Source organism: Arenimonas oryziterrae DSM 21050 = YC6267 (assembly GCF_000420545.1).
Taxonomy (GTDB): domain Bacteria; phylum Pseudomonadota; class Gammaproteobacteria; order Xanthomonadales; family Xanthomonadaceae; genus Arenimonas; species Arenimonas oryziterrae.
The window spans coordinates 602891-621398 of sequence record NZ_ATVD01000002.1; the positions used below are offsets into that span (position 1 = coordinate 602891).

General features: G+C 65.4%; 21 protein-coding genes. 4 read left to right on the forward strand and 17 right to left on the reverse strand.

Annotated elements, in window-relative coordinates; all coding sequences use genetic code 11:
• Positions 1 to 3: 3 nt before the first annotated feature.
• The 9 genes from G467_RS17430 to grxD all read right to left on the reverse strand — a co-directional run bounded on the left by G467_RS17430 (position 4) and on the right by grxD (position 9628).
• On the reverse strand, positions 4 to 477 hold the full coding sequence (locus tag G467_RS17430) for a pilus assembly PilX family protein (RefSeq protein WP_022969132.1): 474 nt from the start codon (positions 475 to 477) through the stop codon (positions 4 to 6).
• Positions 478 to 511: 34 nt separating this feature from the next.
• Entirely contained in the window at positions 512 to 1750 is a 1239-nt protein-coding gene (locus G467_RS0107580) for a PilW family protein (protein WP_022969133.1), read from the reverse strand.
• 8 nt (positions 1751 to 1758) lie between these two features.
• Positions 1759 to 2286: a type IV pilus modification protein PilV gene (gene pilV, locus G467_RS17435; protein WP_022969134.1), complete on the reverse strand. Its 528-nt coding sequence runs from the start codon at positions 2284 to 2286 to the stop codon at positions 1759 to 1761.
• A complete protein-coding gene (locus tag G467_RS15910) occupies positions 2283 to 2828 on the reverse strand; it encodes a GspH/FimT family pseudopilin (RefSeq protein ID WP_022969135.1) in 546 nt (181 codons plus the stop codon). Before G467_RS15910 ends, pilV begins: the two co-directional genes overlap by 4 nt.
• 119 nt (positions 2829 to 2947) lie before the next feature.
• Positions 2948 to 4330: a nucleotide 5'-monophosphate nucleosidase PpnN gene (gene ppnN / locus G467_RS0107595; RefSeq protein WP_026802470.1), complete on the reverse strand. Its 1383-nt coding sequence runs from the start codon at positions 4328 to 4330 to the stop codon at positions 2948 to 2950.
• A 163-nt stretch (positions 4331 to 4493) separates the two neighbouring features.
• Positions 4494 to 7760, reverse strand: a complete 3267-nt coding sequence (locus G467_RS0107600) for a TonB-dependent receptor (protein WP_022969137.1) — start codon at positions 7758 to 7760, stop codon at positions 4494 to 4496.
• A gap of 193 nt (positions 7761 to 7953) precedes the next feature.
• Complete coding sequence (locus G467_RS0107605; protein WP_026802471.1) at positions 7954 to 8556, reverse strand: YhgN family NAAT transporter; 603 nt, start codon at positions 8554 to 8556, stop codon at positions 7954 to 7956.
• Positions 8556 to 9302, reverse strand: coding sequence for an SDR family NAD(P)-dependent oxidoreductase (locus tag G467_RS0107610; protein WP_022969139.1), 747 nt, complete (start codon positions 9300 to 9302; stop codon positions 8556 to 8558). Before G467_RS0107610 ends, G467_RS0107605 begins: the two co-directional genes overlap by 1 nt.
• Positions 9299 to 9628 carry a Grx4 family monothiol glutaredoxin gene (gene grxD / locus G467_RS0107615; RefSeq protein WP_022969140.1) on the reverse strand — a complete coding sequence of 110 codons (330 nt, stop codon included), beginning with the start codon at positions 9626 to 9628 and terminating at the stop codon, positions 9299 to 9301. Before grxD ends, G467_RS0107610 begins: the two co-directional genes overlap by 4 nt.
• A 91-nt stretch (positions 9629 to 9719) precedes the next feature.
• Between grxD and G467_RS0107620 the strand changes: the two genes are divergently transcribed.
• Positions 9720 to 10298: a superoxide dismutase gene (locus G467_RS0107620; RefSeq protein WP_022969141.1), complete on the forward strand. Its 579-nt coding sequence runs from the start codon at positions 9720 to 9722 to the stop codon at positions 10296 to 10298.
• A 73-nt stretch (positions 10299 to 10371) separates the two neighbouring features.
• On the opposite strand, the gene G467_RS0107625 is transcribed toward G467_RS0107620, so the two are convergent.
• Entirely contained in the window at positions 10372 to 11514 is a 1143-nt protein-coding gene (locus G467_RS0107625; RefSeq protein ID WP_022969142.1) for a 5-(carboxyamino)imidazole ribonucleotide synthase, read from the reverse strand.
• Positions 11511 to 12020: a 5-(carboxyamino)imidazole ribonucleotide mutase gene (purE, locus tag G467_RS0107630; protein WP_022969143.1), complete on the reverse strand. Its 510-nt coding sequence runs from the start codon at positions 12018 to 12020 to the stop codon at positions 11511 to 11513. The genes G467_RS0107625 and purE overlap by 4 nt, the downstream gene beginning before the upstream one ends.
• 116 nt (positions 12021 to 12136) lie before the next feature.
• Between purE and G467_RS0107635 the strand changes: the two genes are divergently transcribed.
• The gene (locus G467_RS0107635) at positions 12137 to 12403 is read left to right on the forward strand and encodes a Trm112 family protein (RefSeq protein WP_022969144.1); all 267 of its coding nucleotides are present in this window, start codon (positions 12137 to 12139) and stop codon (positions 12401 to 12403) included.
• Positions 12400 to 13260, forward strand: coding sequence for a carboxylating nicotinate-nucleotide diphosphorylase (nadC, locus tag G467_RS0107640; protein ID WP_022969145.1), 861 nt, complete (start codon positions 12400 to 12402; stop codon positions 13258 to 13260). The genes G467_RS0107635 and nadC overlap by 4 nt, the downstream gene beginning before the upstream one ends.
• Before the next feature lie 66 nt (positions 13261 to 13326).
• Here nadC and G467_RS17440 read toward each other — a convergent pair whose 3' ends face one another.
• Positions 13327 to 14130 (reverse strand): FHA domain-containing protein, encoded by an 804-nt coding sequence (locus G467_RS17440; RefSeq protein ID WP_022969146.1) that lies wholly within the window; start codon positions 14128 to 14130, stop codon positions 13327 to 13329.
• A 140-nt stretch (positions 14131 to 14270) separates the two neighbouring features.
• Here G467_RS17440 and G467_RS15920 point away from each other — a divergent pair, with 140 nt between their 5' ends.
• Entirely contained in the window at positions 14271 to 14579 is a 309-nt protein-coding gene (locus G467_RS15920) for a DUF3301 domain-containing protein (RefSeq protein ID WP_162140744.1), read from the forward strand.
• Positions 14580 to 14607: 28 nt separating this feature from the next.
• Here the strand turns inward: G467_RS15920 and G467_RS0107655 are convergent, their stop codons facing one another.
• The 5 genes from G467_RS0107655 to petA all read right to left on the reverse strand — a co-directional run bounded on the left by G467_RS0107655 (position 14608) and on the right by petA (position 18436).
• Positions 14608 to 15009 carry a ClpXP protease specificity-enhancing factor gene (locus G467_RS0107655; RefSeq protein WP_026802473.1) on the reverse strand — a complete coding sequence of 134 codons (402 nt, stop codon included), beginning with the start codon at positions 15007 to 15009 and terminating at the stop codon, positions 14608 to 14610.
• Between the two features lie 14 nt (positions 15010 to 15023).
• Positions 15024 to 15659, reverse strand: a complete 636-nt coding sequence (locus tag G467_RS0107660; RefSeq protein WP_022969149.1) for a glutathione S-transferase N-terminal domain-containing protein — start codon at positions 15657 to 15659, stop codon at positions 15024 to 15026.
• Between the two features lie 152 nt (positions 15660 to 15811).
• Entirely contained in the window at positions 15812 to 16594 is a 783-nt protein-coding gene (locus G467_RS0107665; protein ID WP_026802474.1) for a cytochrome c1, read from the reverse strand.
• Entirely contained in the window at positions 16587 to 17831 is a 1245-nt protein-coding gene (locus G467_RS0107670) for a cytochrome b (protein ID WP_022969151.1), read from the reverse strand. Before G467_RS0107670 ends, G467_RS0107665 begins: the two co-directional genes overlap by 8 nt.
• Positions 17831 to 18436 (reverse strand): ubiquinol-cytochrome c reductase iron-sulfur subunit, encoded by a 606-nt coding sequence (gene petA, locus G467_RS0107675; RefSeq protein ID WP_022969152.1) that lies wholly within the window; start codon positions 18434 to 18436, stop codon positions 17831 to 17833. The genes G467_RS0107670 and petA overlap by 1 nt, the downstream gene beginning before the upstream one ends.
• Positions 18437 to 18508 lie beyond the last annotated feature (72 nt).

The window sequence follows — 18508 nt, forward strand, 5'->3', positions numbered from 1 at the left end:
TCCTCAGAAGCGGAACACGGTTTCTACAACGGCAACCGAGGACGACTCGGCGGCGGTGGCGCGGTCGCGCCCTTGCGATGTGATCAGGTAAGCCCTGGCTGCAGCGGAGGAGCCAGGCGGTTCGATGCCCATGCTGCCGCCGCTGGTGCCGCCGGCGATGTCGATCGTCTTCACGCAGACGGTGGGCGTGACTGACGGGTCGGCAGCGGCGGCGAACACGGCGCTTTCGGTCGCGCAGAATGCGGGCACTGCGCCGCGCGCGATCTGGATCTCGACTTCGCGCGCATTGCTCTCGGCCGCCTGCAGCGCCAGGTTGCTGGTGCGGTAGCTGCCGGCCATGCGGTCCTGCAAGGTGGCAACCTGCATCGCCGCCAATCCCAGCAAGGTCAGCACCAGCAACAGGACCAGCGCGAAAAACAGCGCCACGCCGCGCTGGCGCGACAGGTTCGGTGCTCGGAAGGATCGGTACGGGTTCATGGCGAAATCCGGGGAGTCGATGGGTTTGGCGAAATCAATTGCCGATCAGGCGGTTGCGGAACGCGATGACGTTGTCGTAGGGCACGCGCAGGAAACCGTCGTTGGCGGACACCGTGACGAGGTAACCGCCCGAGGCGGCACCACCGGCAATCGGAATGTTGCGCGTGGCGCCGGCGGTCGAGTCGGTGTACGAACCGGCGCGATCCGGGCTGCGCAGCAGCAGGCCGAGGCGCACCGTGCCGACCGCGCGCCAGACCGCTGCGTCCACCGGCGTCGCCGAGGAAACGACGGATGCCGCGGCGTAGGTATCGACGCTGCCGTTGACCAGGGCGACGTCCTGTCCGTAGGTCATCTGGATCATGTCGACGCCTTCGACGAGTTCTTCGTTCGTCCAGGCACCGTTCCAGTGCGCGCGATACAAGGACGGCGGCGTGGTCGGGGTCGCGTTGCGGAAACCGACGAAATAAACATAGACGTCGGCGTGATACAGATTGGAACCGGTGTTGGCGTAGAACTCCTGACCATTGGTCGTGAAGCCCGTGGCATTGCCCGCGAGCGTGAAGCTCGTGCCGGTCGTGTTGCTGGAACGGAACACCGAACTGGCGACGCAGTTGGCCACCGCGAACGTGTTGCCCGGGGTGCCGGCGAGCGCGGCGGAGGTGGTGATCGGGCCGGCGGTCGGCGCGGTCAGCACCGGCGCGCTTTCGCCGCTGTACACACGCAAGATGACCACGTCGCTGCCCGTGCGCGGACGCACGCCGTTGGTCGTCATGCCGGCGTAGATGCCGGTCGGAATCGTCGGCGACCAGCTGCCGGCGCCCGGCACCGCGCTCGCGGGCGTCGTCATCGCGGACAGCACGATGGTCGAACCCGGCGTGGTCGCGCCCGGAACCGTGGCTTCGAAGCCCTGCATCGGCACGTCGAAGCGCAGATGCGCGGTAGCAGCATTCGTGTCGGGCACGACGCCGCCGGAGGTGCCGGCGAGATGGTTGTAGAACTCGGCGTCGCCCACGACCTGCGCGTTCACGAAGTGTGCGCGGTCGTTCGTGCAGCCGCTATGGCCGACCAGACGGAAATCGCGCTGCAGGAAATCCATCGCGAAGCGACCGCCCTCCTGCGTACGCGATACACCCATCGAGCTCTGGTAGGCCGTGCGCGAGGCGGAGAACACCTGCACCAGGCCGAGCACCAGGAAGGAGGTCAGCACCAGGGCGACCATGAGTTCGACCAGCGAGAAGCCGGCGTTCGCCCTGAACTTGAAAGTCTTGTTCATGCCGGGCCTCAGAGACGGGTGGTGACTTGGAAATCGGCCGCGGCGTTCTGCTGTTGCGCCGCCGTGGTCGCCGATTGGTCATTGCGGTTGTCGGCCCAGCGCAGTTGCACGCGCACGCAGCCCTCGGTGCAGCCCGGCGTCGCCGACGGCGGCAGGATTTCCACATTGCCCTGGCCATTGGGCAGGGCCGTCTGCACGGAACAGATCCAGGAAGCGCGATCGACCTGCCACTGCGCAGCACCGGTCGCAGCCGGGCAGTTCGCGGCGAAATTGCCGTAGCGGATCAGGTTGTAGTTCTGCAGTTCGGCGCGGTTGGCCCGCATCATGTCCATGATCTGGTAGGACAGCATCGTGGCCTGGGTGCGGTAGTTGGCACCCTGCCCCGAGCGCAGCGAGATCGACTGCAGCAAGGCCATGCCGAGCAGGCCGAAGCTGAGGATCACCACGGCGATGAGGACTTCGAGCAAGCTGAAGCCGCGGGGACGCGTGAAACGCGAGCGATGTTTCATGACCGGACGGGAGTTGCCAGTGTTCATGGGCAGGGAGCCTCGGCGACGCGCACCAGGCCGACCACGCCGATGCTGATGTTACGAAGATTGTTGCTGCCGGGTTTGCAGGTCGCGGGCTGCATCAGCATCGTGGCGTTCGCAGGCATACCGACCGGCAGACCGCGTCCATCGAAGGTGAGACGGCTGATCGTCGACACCGGCGAGGTGATGTTGATGTTGCCCAGGCGCTCCTGCGTACGCAGGATGACTTCGGCATTGTTGACCGTGCCGCTCTGGTCGACATCGGCCCAGATGATCCAGCCGTCGCCCCAGAGCGCGGGGTTGTTGTTGCAGGTGGCGCCGTCGGTGCTGGCGCAGATCGACGCGCCGGCGTTGGTCTTGATCGCCTCCATGCGCGCGAGATTAATGCCGGCCATGAGGCTGTTCGCACCCGAGGCCAGGCGGTTGCGATTCATGAGGTCGGTGAAGCTGGGGAGCGCGATCAGGGTCAGCAGCGTGACCACGGCGATCGCGATCATCAGCTCCAGCAAGGTGAAACCCGTTTGGGCCCGGTGGGTGGAGACTCGCATGGAAATACCTTCCCCTTTTGCACGCGATGGACAGTAACAAGGCGACCCAGCGCTGTCGCGGCCCAACCGACAGTCGGTAGGGCGTCGCGGATGAGCGTAGCCCAAGCCCGGCAACCGGGCTAGGCAAGCACCCGGTAGCAGGGTCGGTATTCCCCGGCGATCTTCATGCGCCGCTGGTCGACGAAGGCCCGCAGGAGGGCGTCCAGCGCCTTCATGATCTCGGGGTCGCCGTGGATTTCGAAGGGGCCGTGGCGCTCGATCTCGCGCATGCCCTCCTCCTTGACGTTGCCGGCCACGATCCCAGAAAAGGCCCGGCGCAGGTCGGCAGCCAGCAGGTGGACCGGCTGGTCGCGGCGCAGGTTCAGACCGGACATCGCGGCATGGGTCGGCAGGAAGGGACGCTGGAATTCATCGGACAGCTTCAGGGACCAGTTGAAGAAGAACGCATCCTGTCCGGACAAGCGGTCCTCGCGGACCTGCTTGATGCCCTGACGCATCGCCCGCGCGACCTCGGCGGCATCGTCAACGATGATGCGGTAGCGGCTGGTCGCGGCCTCGCCCAGGCTCAGGCGCAGGAACTGGTCGATCTGTTCGAAATACGCCGCGGACTGCTTGGGCCCGGTCAGCACGAGCGGGAACGGCAGGTCGGCATTGTCGGGGTGCAGCAGCAGTCCGAGCAGGTAGAGGATTTCCTCGGCCGTGCCGACGCCGCCAGGAAAAACGATGATGCCGTGGCCCAGACGGACGAAGGCCTCAAGGCGCTTCTCGATGTCGGGCATGATCACCAGGTGGTTGACGATCGGGTTGGGCGATTCCGCGGCGATGATGCCCGGCTCGGTGATGCCGATGTAGCGCGCCCTGCCCTGCCGCTGCTTGGCGTGGGCGATGGTGGCGCCTTTCATCGGCCCCTTCATCGCGCCCGGCCCGCAGCCGGTGCAGATGTCGAGGCCGCGCAGGCCAAGCTCGTAGCCGACCTTCTTGGTGTAGTCGTATTCGTCGCGGCCGATCGAGTGGCCGCCCCAGCACACGACCAGGTTGGGATCCTGGTACGAGCGCATGACGCGCGCGTTGCGCAGCATCTCGAACACCGCGCTGGTGATACCCGCGCCGGTGCCGAGGTCGAACTTGCCGCTGCTGCTGATCTCGTTGGCGTTGTAGGCGATGTCGCGGACGACAGCGAACAGGTTTTCCGCGATGCCGCGGATGATGTCGCCGTCGACAAAGGCCGAGGCCGGCGCCGCATGCAGAACGATCTTGATGCCGCGGTCCTGCTGCAGGACCTGGATGTCGAAATCGGGGTAGCGCAACTGGGCCGCGCGCGGATCGTCGGAATCGCTGCCGGTGGTCAGCACGGCCAGGGCGCAGCGGCGCAGCAGTTCGTGCATGCCGCCGGCGGAGGCATCTCGCAGGCGCGCGATCTCGTCGCGGGAAAGGATGTCCAGGCCACCGCGCGGGGAAATGCGCGCGTTGACGGTGCTGAGATTGCTCGTGGTTTCGCTCATCTTGGGATTGCTCATCTTGGGCTTGCTCTTCTCTGTCTTCGTCGTTTTAGCTCCGAACTCTACCACCGTCGATGCGTTCCGTAGGAGCCGGCTTGCCGGCGACCGCGAATAAAAAAAACGGCCGGTGTCGCCACCGGCCGTTTCGTTCAACAGGCGTTTCCGATCAGAAGTTGATGCGGAAGCCGATCTGCGCGGACCAGCGCGACTGGCCGGCGACGTCCTGCAGCTGCAGGGTCGGAGCCGTGATGGCGCCGGTCGACTCGTTGTAGAAGCGCGACACGTCGTACACGTACTGGCCGCTGGCGTTGACGCCGGCGAAGTTCGCGACCTGCACGTTCGACGGGAACGCCGCCTGTTCGATCAGGCCCCAGTCCTTGTTGAGCAGGTTGCCGAAGTTCTGGATGTCCAGGAACAGTTCGGAATCCATGCCCGCGAAGAGCGGGAACTTCTGGCTGATGCGCACGTCGATCTGGTTCACGAACGGAGCGCGGTCACCGTTGCGGCCGGCCACCTCGCCCTTGTGGCGGCTGAGGTATTCGTTGCTGTCGATGTAGGCATTGAACGCCGCGATGTCCTGCGCGCTCGAGCCGGCCGAGTAAGCCACGTTGCCGTTCGGGATGTAGAACAGGTCGTTGCGCTGACCGCTGTTGCCGTTGCCGTCGCCGTTGGCGTCGTTGCCGAACACGTAGGAGAACGGACGACCGTTGCGGCCTTCGTAGAAGAACGACACCTGCGTCGGCGCGTTCTCGAAGAAGTTCCAGCGGTAGCTGAAGGACGCCGTGATGCGGTTGCGGATCTCGTAGTTCGAGGTACCGGACACGTCTTCGTTCGGGTTGTAGACGATGCGGGTCTGCCAGTTCGACAGCGCGACGCTCGACGTGGCCGGGCTCACTTCATCGGTGTTGCCGTAGGTGTAGGCCAGCTTCGCCGTCCAGTTGTTCTTCCACGGACGCTCGAGGTAGGTGGTGAAGTTGCGCGAGAAACCCTTGTCGGTGTTCTGCAGGACGATCGCAGCGGTGTACAGGCAGGGGTTGGTCGTGGCGTTGAACGGCAGCGCCTGGTTCACGCGGATGCAGTTGACGGTGCTGCGCGTGGTCGGCGAGGTGCTGTTGGTGAAACCACCGACCGCCGTGCTCTGCCAGAACGACTGGCGACCGTCCGGCAGCGTGCCGGCGGGAGCGCCGAGCTGCAGGTTGTTGAACAGCACGCCGTCCTTGGTCATCGCGACGAGCATTTCGGCGCCGAACACCAGGTCATGGAACGGCAGTTCCTGTTCGAACGCCAGGTTGGCCTTCCACACGGTCGGCTGCTTGAAGTCGGGCGACAGCGCGTTGACCAGCTGCGAAGCCGAACCCGGGCCGCCCGGAACGATCGGGGCGTCGGGGTTGCCGGTGAAGCCGGTACCGTTGTTGATGTTGTAGGCGTTGGTCAGCACACCCGGGTTCGAGAAGCTGTTGGAGATCCACACGCCCGGCGCGGAACCCGCGAACAGGCCGATACCGCCGCGCACCTGGCGCTTGAGTTCGCTGTCAAAGGTGTAGTTGAAGCCGAAGCGCGGCTCGAAGGTCGTGGCGCCGTCGATCGTGTTGCGGTTGTCGATGCCGAAGTTGTTGCGGAAACCTGTGTTTTCAGCCGGCGTGCCGCTGGTCAGGTTGCGATCCATGCGGAAGCCGTAGTTGATCGTCAGGTTGTTGGTGACGATCCAGGTGTCCTGCAGGAACAGGCCGGCGGTGCCGACCGAGAAGTGCGCCGCGGCGTCGTCGATCTTGCCCGAACGCGAGGTCTGCACCTGGTAGTTGGCGTAGGGCATGGTCGCATTCGGGGTCGCGCCGGTGAAGTTCGCAAACGTCACGCGGTAGTTGCCGAAGATGTTCTGCAGGAACAGGTTGTAGACGTTGTTGCGTTCGATGTCGAAGCCGGCGCGGATGGTGTGGTCGCCGAGGAAGTAATCGCCAGCGACGTAGCCGGTGATCGTGTCGACCTTCAGCTGGTTGGCCTGACGGGAGTTGTCGGTGCCGAACAGCAGTGTGGCGGTGCTGCTCGGGAAGTTCGTGATCGACACGGTCGGCAGACGCGAGCCGAGCACCGGCAGCGAGCTGTATTCCGAATAGGACACGTTGGCTTCAGTGGAGAAGTTCTCGGACCAGTCGCTGTACAGGTTCAGCGCGTAGTTCTCGAAAACGATGTTGTCCTGATAGCGGTTGCTGTCGAGCTGCAAGGTCGTGGCGGAGGTGTTGAAGCGGGTGATGCTGCCGTCGGTCTTGTTGTAGCGGAACGACAGACGCTGGTCGTCCGTGATGTTCCAGTCGAGCTTGGCGAACCACTTGGTGTCGGTGTTGCTGGCCGTCGCCGAGGAATCGGGCGAGCCGATGTTGGCGATGCCGCGGGTGATGGCGGCCGCGCGCACGGCGTCCAGCTGCGCCTGGGTGATGTTGACGATGTTCGAGGAACCCGAACCGACCACGCCCTTGTCCGGACCCGGGCCCGAACGCTCGTACTTCTCGTAACCGGCGAAGAAGAACAGGCGATCCTTGAGGATCGGGCCGCCGACGAACACGCCCGCCGTCCAGTCGGTATCGAAACCGACGAAGCGGGTGCCGTTCTCGTTGTCGCGGATCATCTTGTTGTCGCGGTACACGCCGTACACCGAGCCCTTGAACTCGTTGGTGCCCGACTTGGTCACGGCATTGATGTTCGCGCCGACGAAGTCGGACTGGGTGACGTCGTAGTTGGAGATACCGACGTTGAATTCCTGGATCCAGTCGATCGAGATCGGCTGGTTCAGCGCCGGCAGGCCGGAGTCGTTCAGGCCGAACTGGTCGTTGGTCGGAACGCCGTCGATCTTGATGTTGTTGTAGCGGTTGTTCTGGCCGCCGGCGGAAATGCCGCCGCGTTCCTTGTCGATCTGCACGATGCGCGGGTCGAGACGGACGTAATCCTCGATCGAGCGCTTGATCGACGGCAGGGCCTCGATCTGCTGCTGATTGACCAGGGTGCCGGAGCCCATGTTGGTCGGGCTGAACACGTCGGAGCCGATCGCCGAACCGGTCACGGTGACCGCGCCGATATCGGTGGCAGCCGCGCCGCCGACCGTCGCGTCAACATTGGTGACTTCGGAAAGCGTCAGGTAGACGTTCTCGCGGGTGCTGGTCTTGCCGTCCTTGGTGACGACGATGGTGTACGGACCGCCAACGCGCAGGCCGCGGGCCGAGTAGCGGCCGTCGGCACCGGTGGTCACGTGGCTGACCGTACCTGTCTGCACGTGGGTGATGGTCACATCAGCGCCGGTGAGCGCGGTGCCGTCAGCGGCCTGGATGCGGCCAGCGACAGCGGCGGACGTGTTCTGCGCGAAGGCCGGCGCGGAAGCCGCGAGCGCGAGAGCCAGGCCAAGGGAAAGCTTCGAGAGCCGGACCCGATTGCGATTGGTCATGGTGTTAACCCTGAGTTTGATTAGTGGAATTACTGGCGTCCTGCCGCAGACAGCCGGGCCGGTTTGGGTGGCCCGACATACGTCCCCGCATGCTCAGGACATCCCCCCGGGGACCCTGAACAATAACAAGAGCTTAACATGGTACTTCGGAGCGATGACACAAAAGTGACCGTCCGGAGACGCCGTTCGCGTATCAGCCGCCCGGCGGTCCGCTGCGCAGGTAGGTCGCCACGCCGTCGAGCAGCATCTGGACCGAAATCGCCACCAGCAGCATGCCCATGAGCCGCTCGATCGCGACCAGCACGCGGGGGCCCAGCATCTTGTACAGATAGGTGGCCGACACCAGGATCAGGGCCGTGCCGAACCAGGCGATGGCCAGGGCCAGGCTCCAGTCGCCCATGCGGTCCGGCTCCTGGCTGCCCAGCAGCATGACCGAGGCCATGCCGGACGGACCGGCGACCAGGGGAATGGCCATGGGCACGATGAAGGGCTCGCCCTCCAGGGACTCGCCGAACATGCCTTCCGGGCTCGGGAAGATCATCTTCAGGCCGATCAGGAACAGCACGATGCCGCCGGCGATCGACACCGACTCCTGGCGCAGGTGCATGAGCTCGAGCACATAACGCCCGCCCCAGAGGAAAGCGAACAGCACGCCGAGCGCGATCAGCAGCTCGCGCACCAGCACGATCCGGCGACGCGGCGCCGGCAGGGGCTTGAGCAGGCTCAGGAACACCGGGATGTTGCCCAGTGGATCCAGGATCAGGAACAACAGCAGGGCGGCGGACGCAGTCGTCATCATGGCGCCGGCCTCGGTGCGAACACCTGACCCCGCTGATCCCGGCCTTCCGTCGACAACAGGTACACGCAGGCCGGCGCATAGATCGCCGGCGACGGGCATCGGGTCGCGGCCTCTTCGACATAGGCCCGGTTACGCACGCCGCTGCGCATCGGTCCGGGCTCCAGGGCGCTCACGCGCACCGGGCCAGTCTCGGTTTCGTCATGCAATAGTCGCATCAGGCCGGCCAGGCCAGCCTTGGCGACGCCATACCCACCCCAGTAGGCGCGATTGACGCGGGCCAGCTCGTCGCCGACGAAGACCACCGCACTGTCCTCGGCCTTGCGCAGCCAAGGCAGGCAGGCCTGGGTCAGCAGCCAGGGCGCGGTCAGGTTGACGTGCATCTGCCGGACGAAGTCCGCCGGCGGCGTCGCTTCCAGCGGGCGCAGCCCCGGAAATTCGGCGGCGCAATGCAGGACCCCGTGCAGACCGCCGAGCTCGGCACCGATCTTGTCGGCCATGGCCTCGAAATCGGCGGGGTCGGCGCCGGCCAGATCCATCGGATACAGCGCCGGTTCCGGGCCGAGGGCTTTGACCGCGTCGTAGACGCGACTGAGCTTGGGCACTTTCCGGCCGAGCAGGACCACGGTCGCCCCGGCCTGCGCGCAGGCCTTGGCGGCGGCCTCGCCCAGGCCACCGTAGGCACCGGTGACAAGAACATTGCGCCCGGCCAGGGCCTGAGCCCCCGGGACCGGGATCAGGCTCATGCCGGCTTCTGCGCCTCGGTCACCATGCGCGCGAGCTCGCCGCTCTCGAACAACTCGACGGTGATGTCGCAACCGCCGATCAGTTCGCCATTGATGAACAACTGCGGAAACGTCGGCCAGTCCGAATAGCGCGGCAGATTGGCGCGGATCTCCGGGTCTTCGAGCACGTTGACCGAGTGGATCTGCGCGCCCGCGGCCTTGAGCGCCTGGCTGGCGCGACTGGAAAAGCCGCACATCGGAAACTGCACGGTGCCCTTCATGAAGAGGACGACGGGGTGGCCTTCGACCTCGGCCTTGATGCGGTCCATGACCGGATTACTTGCCATTGCTTGCTCCATTCACGGCGCGGGGACAGTCTGCCCGCGCATTCAAGCTAGAATTATAGCTTCCCCGCCACGCCACTGCCGGAGTTAGCCCATGGCCATCGAACTTCCCCCGCTTCCCTACGACCGCACCGCCCTGGAACCGCATATCTCCGGCGAAACGATCGATTTCCACTACGGCAAGCACCACCAGACCTACGTCACCAACCTCAACAACATGATCAAGGGCACGGAGTTCGAGGACGCCGAGCTCGAAACCATCGTGCGCAAGTCCCAGGGCGGCATGTTCAACAACGCCGCGCAGATCTGGAACCACACCTTCTATTGGAACTGCCTCAAGCCCAACGGCGGCGGCGAGCCGACCGGCAAGCTGGCGGACGCGATCAACGCGGCCTTCGGCTCGTTCGCGGCGTTCAAGGAAGAGTTCACCAAGACGTCGGTCGGCACCTTCGGCTCCGGCTGGGGCTGGCTGGTGCAGCGTCCCGACGGCTCGCTCGCCCTGGTCAGCACCCCGAACGCGGCCACCCCGCTCACCGGCGCCGACAAGGCCCTGCTGACCTGCGACGTCTGGGAACACGCGTACTACATCGACTACCGCAACGCCCGTCCGAAATACGTCGAGGCGTTCTGGAATCTGGTCAACTGGGATTTCGTCGCGTCGCAGATGGCGTAAGTCGTTCGCGGTTCGTCATGCGAAACAAAAAACGGCCGGGGAAACCCGGCCGTTTTTGTTTGCGTGCGTTCGGTCAGCCGCGCAGGCGATCGATGACCGGCGCGACCTGCAACTCGCGATCGAGCTCGCGGCCGACGGTCTGCAAGGCCGCGGAAAGTTCGGCGGGCGTGTCGGCGCGGAAAGTCGCATGCCCGACCTTGCGTCCGTCGCGCGAGGACTTGCCGTAGTCGTGCCAGTGACCGCTCGCCTGGGCGAGCACCGGCGTCGCGTCGGGCATCGCACCGATCCAGTTGAGCATGCAGGCCTGACCGAGCATGCGCGTGCTGCCCAGCGGCAGGCCGAGTACGGCGCGCAGATGATTCTGGAACTGCGAGGTTTCCGCACCCTCGATCGTCCAGTGTCCGGAGTTGTGCACGCGCGGCGCCATCTCGTTGGCGAGGAACTCGCCGTCCTTGAGAAACAGCTCGAGCGCGAACACGCCGACGTAGTCCAGCGCTTCGGCGACGCGACGCGCGTAGGCCACCGCTTTCTCCGCGAGCGCCACCTCCAGGCTGGCCGGCGCGAGACTGGCCGAAAGCACGCCGCTCTCGTGCCAGTTTTCGGTCAGCGGCCAGGTGCGGAATTCGCCGTCGCGCCCACGCGCGGCAACCACCGAAATCTCGCGCTGGAACGGCACGAATCCTTCCAGGATCAGTCCCACCGTCGTCGCTTGTGCGCCCAGGGCCGCCCAAGCGGCGTCGACATCGGCCGCGGAGCGAAGTCGGAACTGGCCCTTGCCGTCGTAACCCAGACGCCGTGTTTTCAGGATCGCGGGCAGGCCGATCGCTGTCGCCGCGGCATCCAGATCGGCGCGCGTGGCGATGTCGGCGAACGTCGGCACCGGAATGCCGAGTTCCCGGAACAGGGTTTTTTCCGCGAGCCGATCCTGCGCCACCGACAACGCGCGCGGATTGGGAAACACCGGAATGCGCTCGGCCAGCCACTGCGCCGATTCAGCCGGCACGTTCTCGAAATCGAAGGTCGCCACATCGACGCGACGGGCGAAATCCGCGAGCGCCGCTTCGTCGCGATAGTCCGCCTCCAGCAGCGGTGCAAATTGCGCCGCGCAGGCATCGGGCGTTGAATCGAGCACGAGAAAACGCAGTCCCAGCGGCGCGCCGGAAAGCGCGAGCATGCGGGCCAGTTGCCCGCCGCCGAGAATGCCGACGGTGGTCACGCCGGCCTCGGGTCGAGCTGGTCGAGAACGTCCTGGGTCTGCTTGGCGCGGAAGGCTTCAAGCGCGGCGCGAATCGCCGGATGCTCGGGCGCGAGCAAGGCGGCGGCGAACAGGCCCGCATTGGCCGCACCGGCCTGGCCGATCGCGAACGTCGCCACCGGAATGCCCGCCGGCATCTGCACGATCGACAGCAGCGAATCCAGACCGTTGAGCGCCTTGCTTTGCACCGGCACGCCGAGCACGGGCACGACGGTTTTCGCCGCGATCATGCCGGGAAGATGGGCGGCACCGCCGGCACCGGCGATGATCGCGCGCAGTCCGCGCGCCGCTGCCGTTTCGGCGTACTGAAAAAGAAGGTCCGGCGTCCGATGCGCCGAGACGACCTGCACTTCGTGCGGGACGCCGAGCTGCTCGAGCCGGGCCACCGCATGTTGCATCGTGTCCCAGTCGTTCCGGGACCCCATCACGACACCCACCAGGGGTGCAGGCGCAGCACTTTTGCTCATGGGCATCGGCTTCGTGCAAACGAACGGAAGAGATGGACTACGAAGCCAGCCCACCGGGCGAGCAACACAGTGCGAGGAGAGGCTATTCTAGACGTATCTCCCGGCCGGTACGACCCATGGACCGCAAGCTTCTCGACATCCTGTGCTGCCCGACCAGCAAACACCCCCTGGCCCTGCTGGGCAGCAGCGAGCTCGACCGGGTCAACCGGGCGATCATCGCCGGCGGCGTGGTGCGTGCCGACGGCAGCCCGCAGGCCGACACGATCAAGGAAGGCCTGATCACACGCGATCACAAGCTGCTGTATCGCGTCGACGACGGCATCCCGGTGCTGCTCGCCGACGAGGCGATCGCCACTACCCAGATCGCCGATTTCGCCCGTTGAACACGAGCCTGCCCTCGCCTCCCGAGTCGGTCGTCGAGGCCGATGTCGCGCGCGCGCTTGCCGAAGACCTCGGCAGCGGCGATGTCACCGCGTCGCTGTTGCCCGATGTCGCCGAACACGGCTATATCCTCGCCAAGGAAGACGGCGTCATCGCCGGCCGTCCCTGGTTCGACGCCTGTTTCCGCGCGCTCGATCCCTATGTGCGCATCGACTGGCGCATTCACGAAGGCGATCGCGTGGCGCCTGGCGACGTGGTCTGCACGTTCAGCGGACGCTCGCGTTCGCTGGTCAGCGCCGAACGCTGCGCACTGAATTTTCTGCAGACCCTGTCGGGCACGGCGACGCGCACGGCCGAATTTGTCGCGGTGCTCGCCGGCACCCGCACGCGCGTGCTCGATACCCGCAAGACACTGCCCGGCCTGCGCCTGGCGCAGAAATACGCGGTGCGGGTTGGCGGCGGGCTCAACCATCGCATCGGCCTGTTCGATGCGGTGATGCTCAAGGAAAACCACATCCACGCCGCCGGTTCGATCGCCGCCGCCGCCGCCCAGGCACGGGCAATGCACCCGGAACTGCCGCTGATCATCGAAGTGGAAAACCTGGACGAACTGCGCCAGGCGCTGGCCACCGACTGCACGCGCGTACTCATCGACGATTTCAGCGTCGCCGACATGCATGCGGCGGTGAAGATCGCCGACGGAAAAACCCCGCTGGAAGTGTCCGGCAGCGTCGACCTGCCGCGCCTGCGCGAAATCGCGGAAACCGGCGTGGATTTCGTCTCGGTCGGCGCACTGACCAAGCACGTACGCGCGATCGATCTGTCGATGCGCCTGGGCGATCCGCCCGACAAACGCTGAGGGCGGCTTTCGCCGCCCTCGGGGACTCATCACCACCGCGACCGAGGTCGCGGCCACTGCGTCGACTCAATGGTTCTTGATCATCACCACGATCATGACCAGGGCCGCCATCGCGAACAGGATCGCCGCCCACATCTGCAGCTTGCTGTTGGGATTGCTCGTGCGACCCACGACGGTCGGCGCCGCCTGCTTGTGGTTGTTGTTGGACTGCGCGGCCATTTCCATGCCGGGCGCGACCAGGATGAAGCGCACGGCATCCAGACGCAGCTCGTCGCCGGGATTGAGGAAGCCATGCTGCACGCGGCGATTGTTGATGTAGGTGCCGTTCGACGAGCCCAGGTCCTCGACCGACACGCCGTCCGGCGTGGGCTTGACCAGGGCATGGCGACGGGAGATCTCGTCGGCCGGGACGGAGATGTCGCACTCGGCGGCACGACCGATCACGACCGGGCCAGTTACCGGGAACACCTTGCTGAACACCGCGCCGGACACGCCGCGCAGCACGTACTTGGGCACGGCCATGCGCACGCGCGTGGCACCGGAATCGTCATCGGGCGACGACGAGGACGAGGGCGCGCTGCGGGCCGCCTCGACGATCGCGTACTTGGCCACGACCGGGCCGATGCCGATCGTGTCGCCGGCACGCAGGGACATCAGGTCGGCCACGGCCTTGCCGTTCACCGTCACCGACGTCGTGCCGGCCGGGACCTGCAGGTTGGCGCCGGTGCTGGTGATGTGGATCTCGCAATGGACCGGCAGGATTTCGGGCAGGGTAAGAACGACTGCACCTTCCGGGTCGGAACCGATGCGGTTGACCCCCGGATTCAGCAAAACCTGACTGTGCTCGCCATTCGGAAAAACCAGTTTCATCTTCGCCCTCCTGCGAAAACCAGGCCGCCCTATCGGCGGCCCTGAGGCTATTTAGCCACGAAGTCCGACAATTAGGCAGTGGGGGGACACAACTTGTCCGGTCTGCGCCCCGCCCCCACACTGTTTGGATGACCTGGTTGATGATTCTTCTGATGCTCGCGGCCCCGGCGATCGCCTATTGGTCGGCCGGCCGCGCGGCCGCCGAACTCGCTGTCCACCATGGCCGCCGCGCCTGCTACCACGCCGGTGTGCAGTGGCTGGACCAGAGCGTGCATCTGGTGAAAGTGCGCCTGCGTCGGTCCGAATCGGGCTGGCTGGGCTGGGAACGCCATTTCCGCTTCGAATACTCCAGCGGCGGCGAAGACCGGCGCGCCGGCCTGGTGATCATGCATGGCCGGGCGCTCGCCGGGCTGGTCGGCCCGATGCCGGAAGAAGCCAGCGTGCACTGAACGCGCGACGGCTCATGCCGTCTGCGACTTATTTCACCACGCGCAAATGACCGCCGCGTTTCGGACCGTCACCCGTGGGTTCGGGGCCCTCGTCGTCCGGGCCATCGGGCGGCAGCATGCCGCCGTCCTCGGGCAGCATCATGCCCTGCCCGGTTTCCTGCGCGTAGATCGCCAGCACGGCCGACACCGGCACGATGACCGACTGGCTGACGCCGCCGAAACGCGCCATGAAACGGATCTCGCGATTGCCCAGATCGAGCTGGGCCACGGCGCGCGCGGCGATATTGAGCACCACGCGACCGTCCTTGATCGTCGAATGCGGCACCTGCACCCCGTCCCGGCTGGCGTCGACCAGCAGGTAGGGCGTCATGTCGTTTTCGCCGATCCATTCGTACAACGCCCGCAACAGATACGGGCGGTTGGAACTCATCTGGGGCGTTTCGCTCACGCAGGCAACTCGCGCAACTGCTTTTCCTCGGCGGTCATGCTGCGCACGAAACCGGGATTGCGGAAAATCCGCTGGCCGTAGTCCTCGATCAGCTTGGCTTCCTTGGGCAGGATCACGCCCAGGGCCGGCAGACGCCAGATGATCGGCGCGACCGCGCAATCGGCCAGGCTCATCTCGGCATTGAGGAAGAACTTCGAGGCCTTGAACAAGGGCAAGGCGCCCAGCAGCACTTCCTTGAGGCGCTTGCGGCCGGCTTCGGCCTGGACCTTGTTGCCGTTCTGGATCGCCTGCACATGCGGCACCCATTCCAGCTCCAGGCGCAGCATCGCCAGGCGCAGACGCGCGCGCGAGAGCGGATCGACCGGCATCAGCGGCGGATGCGGGTAGCGTTCGTCGAGGTATTCGCTGACCACCGACGCGGCGTACAGCACCAGATCGCGATCGACCAGGGTCGGCACGGAATGATAGGGATTGAGGTCCAGCAGGTCCTCGGGGGGATTGTTGGGGTCGACCGACACCAGTTCATAGCTCACGCCCTTGGCGGCGAGGACGAGCCGGACCCGATGGCAAACCACGCAATCGGGCGACGAGAACAGGGTCAGGGCATTGCGGATACGCGGGCTTGCAGCCATCGACGACACCTCGGGAGGACGCCTCCAGCCCCCTGCCGACGGTCGTCCGAACCCTAACCCTGCACGAAATGGCGTCTTTATGGCAAGCCCCGCCACCACGAAAAAGGCTGCCCGGAGGCAGCCTTTTCGACGATCCGGGACGCGCTTGGCGTTTAGTGCACGTCGCGCCAGTACTCGCTCTTGAGCAGATAGGCGAGGAAGGTGAACAGCGCCAGGAACAGCACCACCCAGGCACCGATCGACTCGCGCTGGATCGCGGCCGGTTCGCCGACATAGGCCAGGAAGGCGCTGATGTCGCGGGCGGCATGGTCGTATTCCTCTTCGGTCATCCGGCCCTTCTGGGCTTCCGGAATCTCGAAACCGACGATGCAGGCGCCCTGGTATTCGCCCTTGTGGCAGGGCTCGGCTTCGCCCTTGGCGTTCTTGTGCTTGGGCTCGGTGACCGCATGCTGCACGCCCTGCAGTTCCCAGAGCACATGCGGCATGGACGCGCCCGGGAACACCGAGTTGTTCCAGCCCATCGGACGGGCCTCGTCCACATAGAAGGACTTGAGGTAGTTGTAGATCCAGTCCGCACCCTGCGCCTTGGCGCGGGCTTCGACGCTCAGGTCCGGCGGTGCCTTGCCGAACCAGGCCAGGCCGTCGCCAGCGTCGAGGCTGGAGCGGATGGTCTCGCCGAACTTCGCGTCGGAGTAGATGAGGTTCTGCTCGACCTGCTCCTGCGTCAGGCCCAGGTCCTCGGCCATGCGCGAGTAGCGCTGGTAACCGAGCGAATGGCAGCCCGAGCAGTAGCTCATGTACAGGCCGGCACCACGCTGCAGCGAGGCCTTGTCGCCCAGGTCGATGTGGGCCGACTCCATCTCGGCACCTTCCGAGGCCCACGCGAACGCGGGCGCCAGCAGCAGGGCGAGGACGAACAAACGGAACTTAGTCATGCATGGTCACCCGCTCAGGGACCGACTTGAACGAGCCCATACGGCTCCAGATCGGCATGGTGATGAAGAAACCGAAGTAGAACAGCGTCAGCGCGCGCGCCAGCCAGGTCTGCGCCGTGCTGCCCGACTGCATGCCGAGGTAGGCCAGGGTCACGAAGGACGCGGCGAACAGCATCATCAGCACCTTGTGCAGCATCGGGCGGTAGCGGATCGACTTGACCGGGCTGCGATCGAACCACGGCAGGCCGAACAGGATGATGTTCGCGCCACCCATGACCATCACGCCCAGCAGCTTGTCCGGCACGGCGCGCAACATCGCGTAGAACGGCGTGAAGTACCAGACCGGCTTGATGTGCTCGGGCGTAACCAGCGGGTTGGCCGGCACGAAGTTATCGTGCTCGAGGAACAGGCCTCCGAAGGTCGGCACGAAGAACAGGATGAAGGCCGCGATCATCAGGAAGAAGCCGGCGCCGAACAGGTCCTTGACCGTGTAGTACGGATGGAACGCGATGCCGTCCAGCGGGATCTTGGTGACCGGATCCTTCGCCTTCTTGATGTCGACGCCCTCGGGATTGTTCGAGCCCACTTCGTGCAGCGCGCCCAGGTGCAGCACGACCAGCAGCAGGATCACCAGCGGCAGCGCGATCACGTGCAGGGCGAAGAAGCGGTTGAGGGTGGCGTCGGAGACCAGGTAGTCGCCGCGGATCCACTCGGTCAGCTCGCCGCCGACCATCGGAATCGCGCCGAACAGGTTGATGATCACCTGCGCGCCCCAGTAGCTCATCTGGCCCCACGGCAGCACGTAGCCCATGAAGGCTTCGGCCATCAGCGTGAGGAAGATCAGCATGCCCAGGACCCAGACCAGCTCGCGCGGTTTCTGCGAGGAGCCGTAGATCAGGCCGCGGAACATGTGCGCGTAGACGACCACGAAGAACAGCGAGGCGCCGGTCGAGTGCATGTAGCGGATCAGATAGCCGCCGGTCACGTCGCGCATGATGTATTCGACCGATGCGAAGGCTTCTTCCGCGCTCGGCTTGTAGTTCATCGTCAGGAAAATGCCGGTGACGATCTGGTTGACCAGCACCAGCATCGCGAGCGAGCCGAAGTAGTACCAGAGGTTGAAGTTCTTCGGAGCGTAGTACTCCGACATGTGCTTCTTGTAGAACGGCATGAACGCCGGAGCGCGCTCCGTGAACCAGGTCGTGGCGCCGGCAATGGCGCGGTCGATGAAGTTCATCAGGCAGCTCCCTGCGGCGCGACGCCCACGATCAGATGCGTGTCGTCAACGAAATGATAGGGCGGGACTTCCAGGTTCGCCGGCGCTGGCACGCCCTGGAAGACGCGACCGGCGAGATCGAAGCGCGACTGGTGGCAGGGGCAATAGAAGCCGCCCTTCCATTCCGGGTCGTAAGCCTGCGGCACCATTTCCGGCACATAGCCCGGCGAGCAGCCCAGGTGGGTGCAGATGCCGACGATGACCGCCAGCTCGGGCTTGATCGCGCGGGCCTCGTTCTTGGCGAAGGCCGGCGTCTGGTCGGCGTTGTCGGACTTGGGGTCCTTCAGGCGGCCATCCAGGGTCGGCAGGACCTTGAGCTGCTCGGCATTGCGCTTGAAGATCCAGACCGGCTTGCCGCGCCACTGCACGATCATGCGCATGCCCGGCTCGTTGTCGATCTTGCTGATGTCCACTTCGACCGGTGCACCGGCCACCTGGGCGCGGGCACTGGGTTTCCATGACGAAATGAACGGTACGGCCGCGAGACCCACGCCCACGGCACCCACAACCGCGGTGGTCGCGGTCAGGAAGCGGCGGCGGCCCAGGTTGGCTTCATCGTTAGCCATTCGGCTCTCCGAGATTTAGCTGAAAGAGGGTGGACGGAGCAAAGCCCCGACCAAAGACGCGCAATTGTAGCG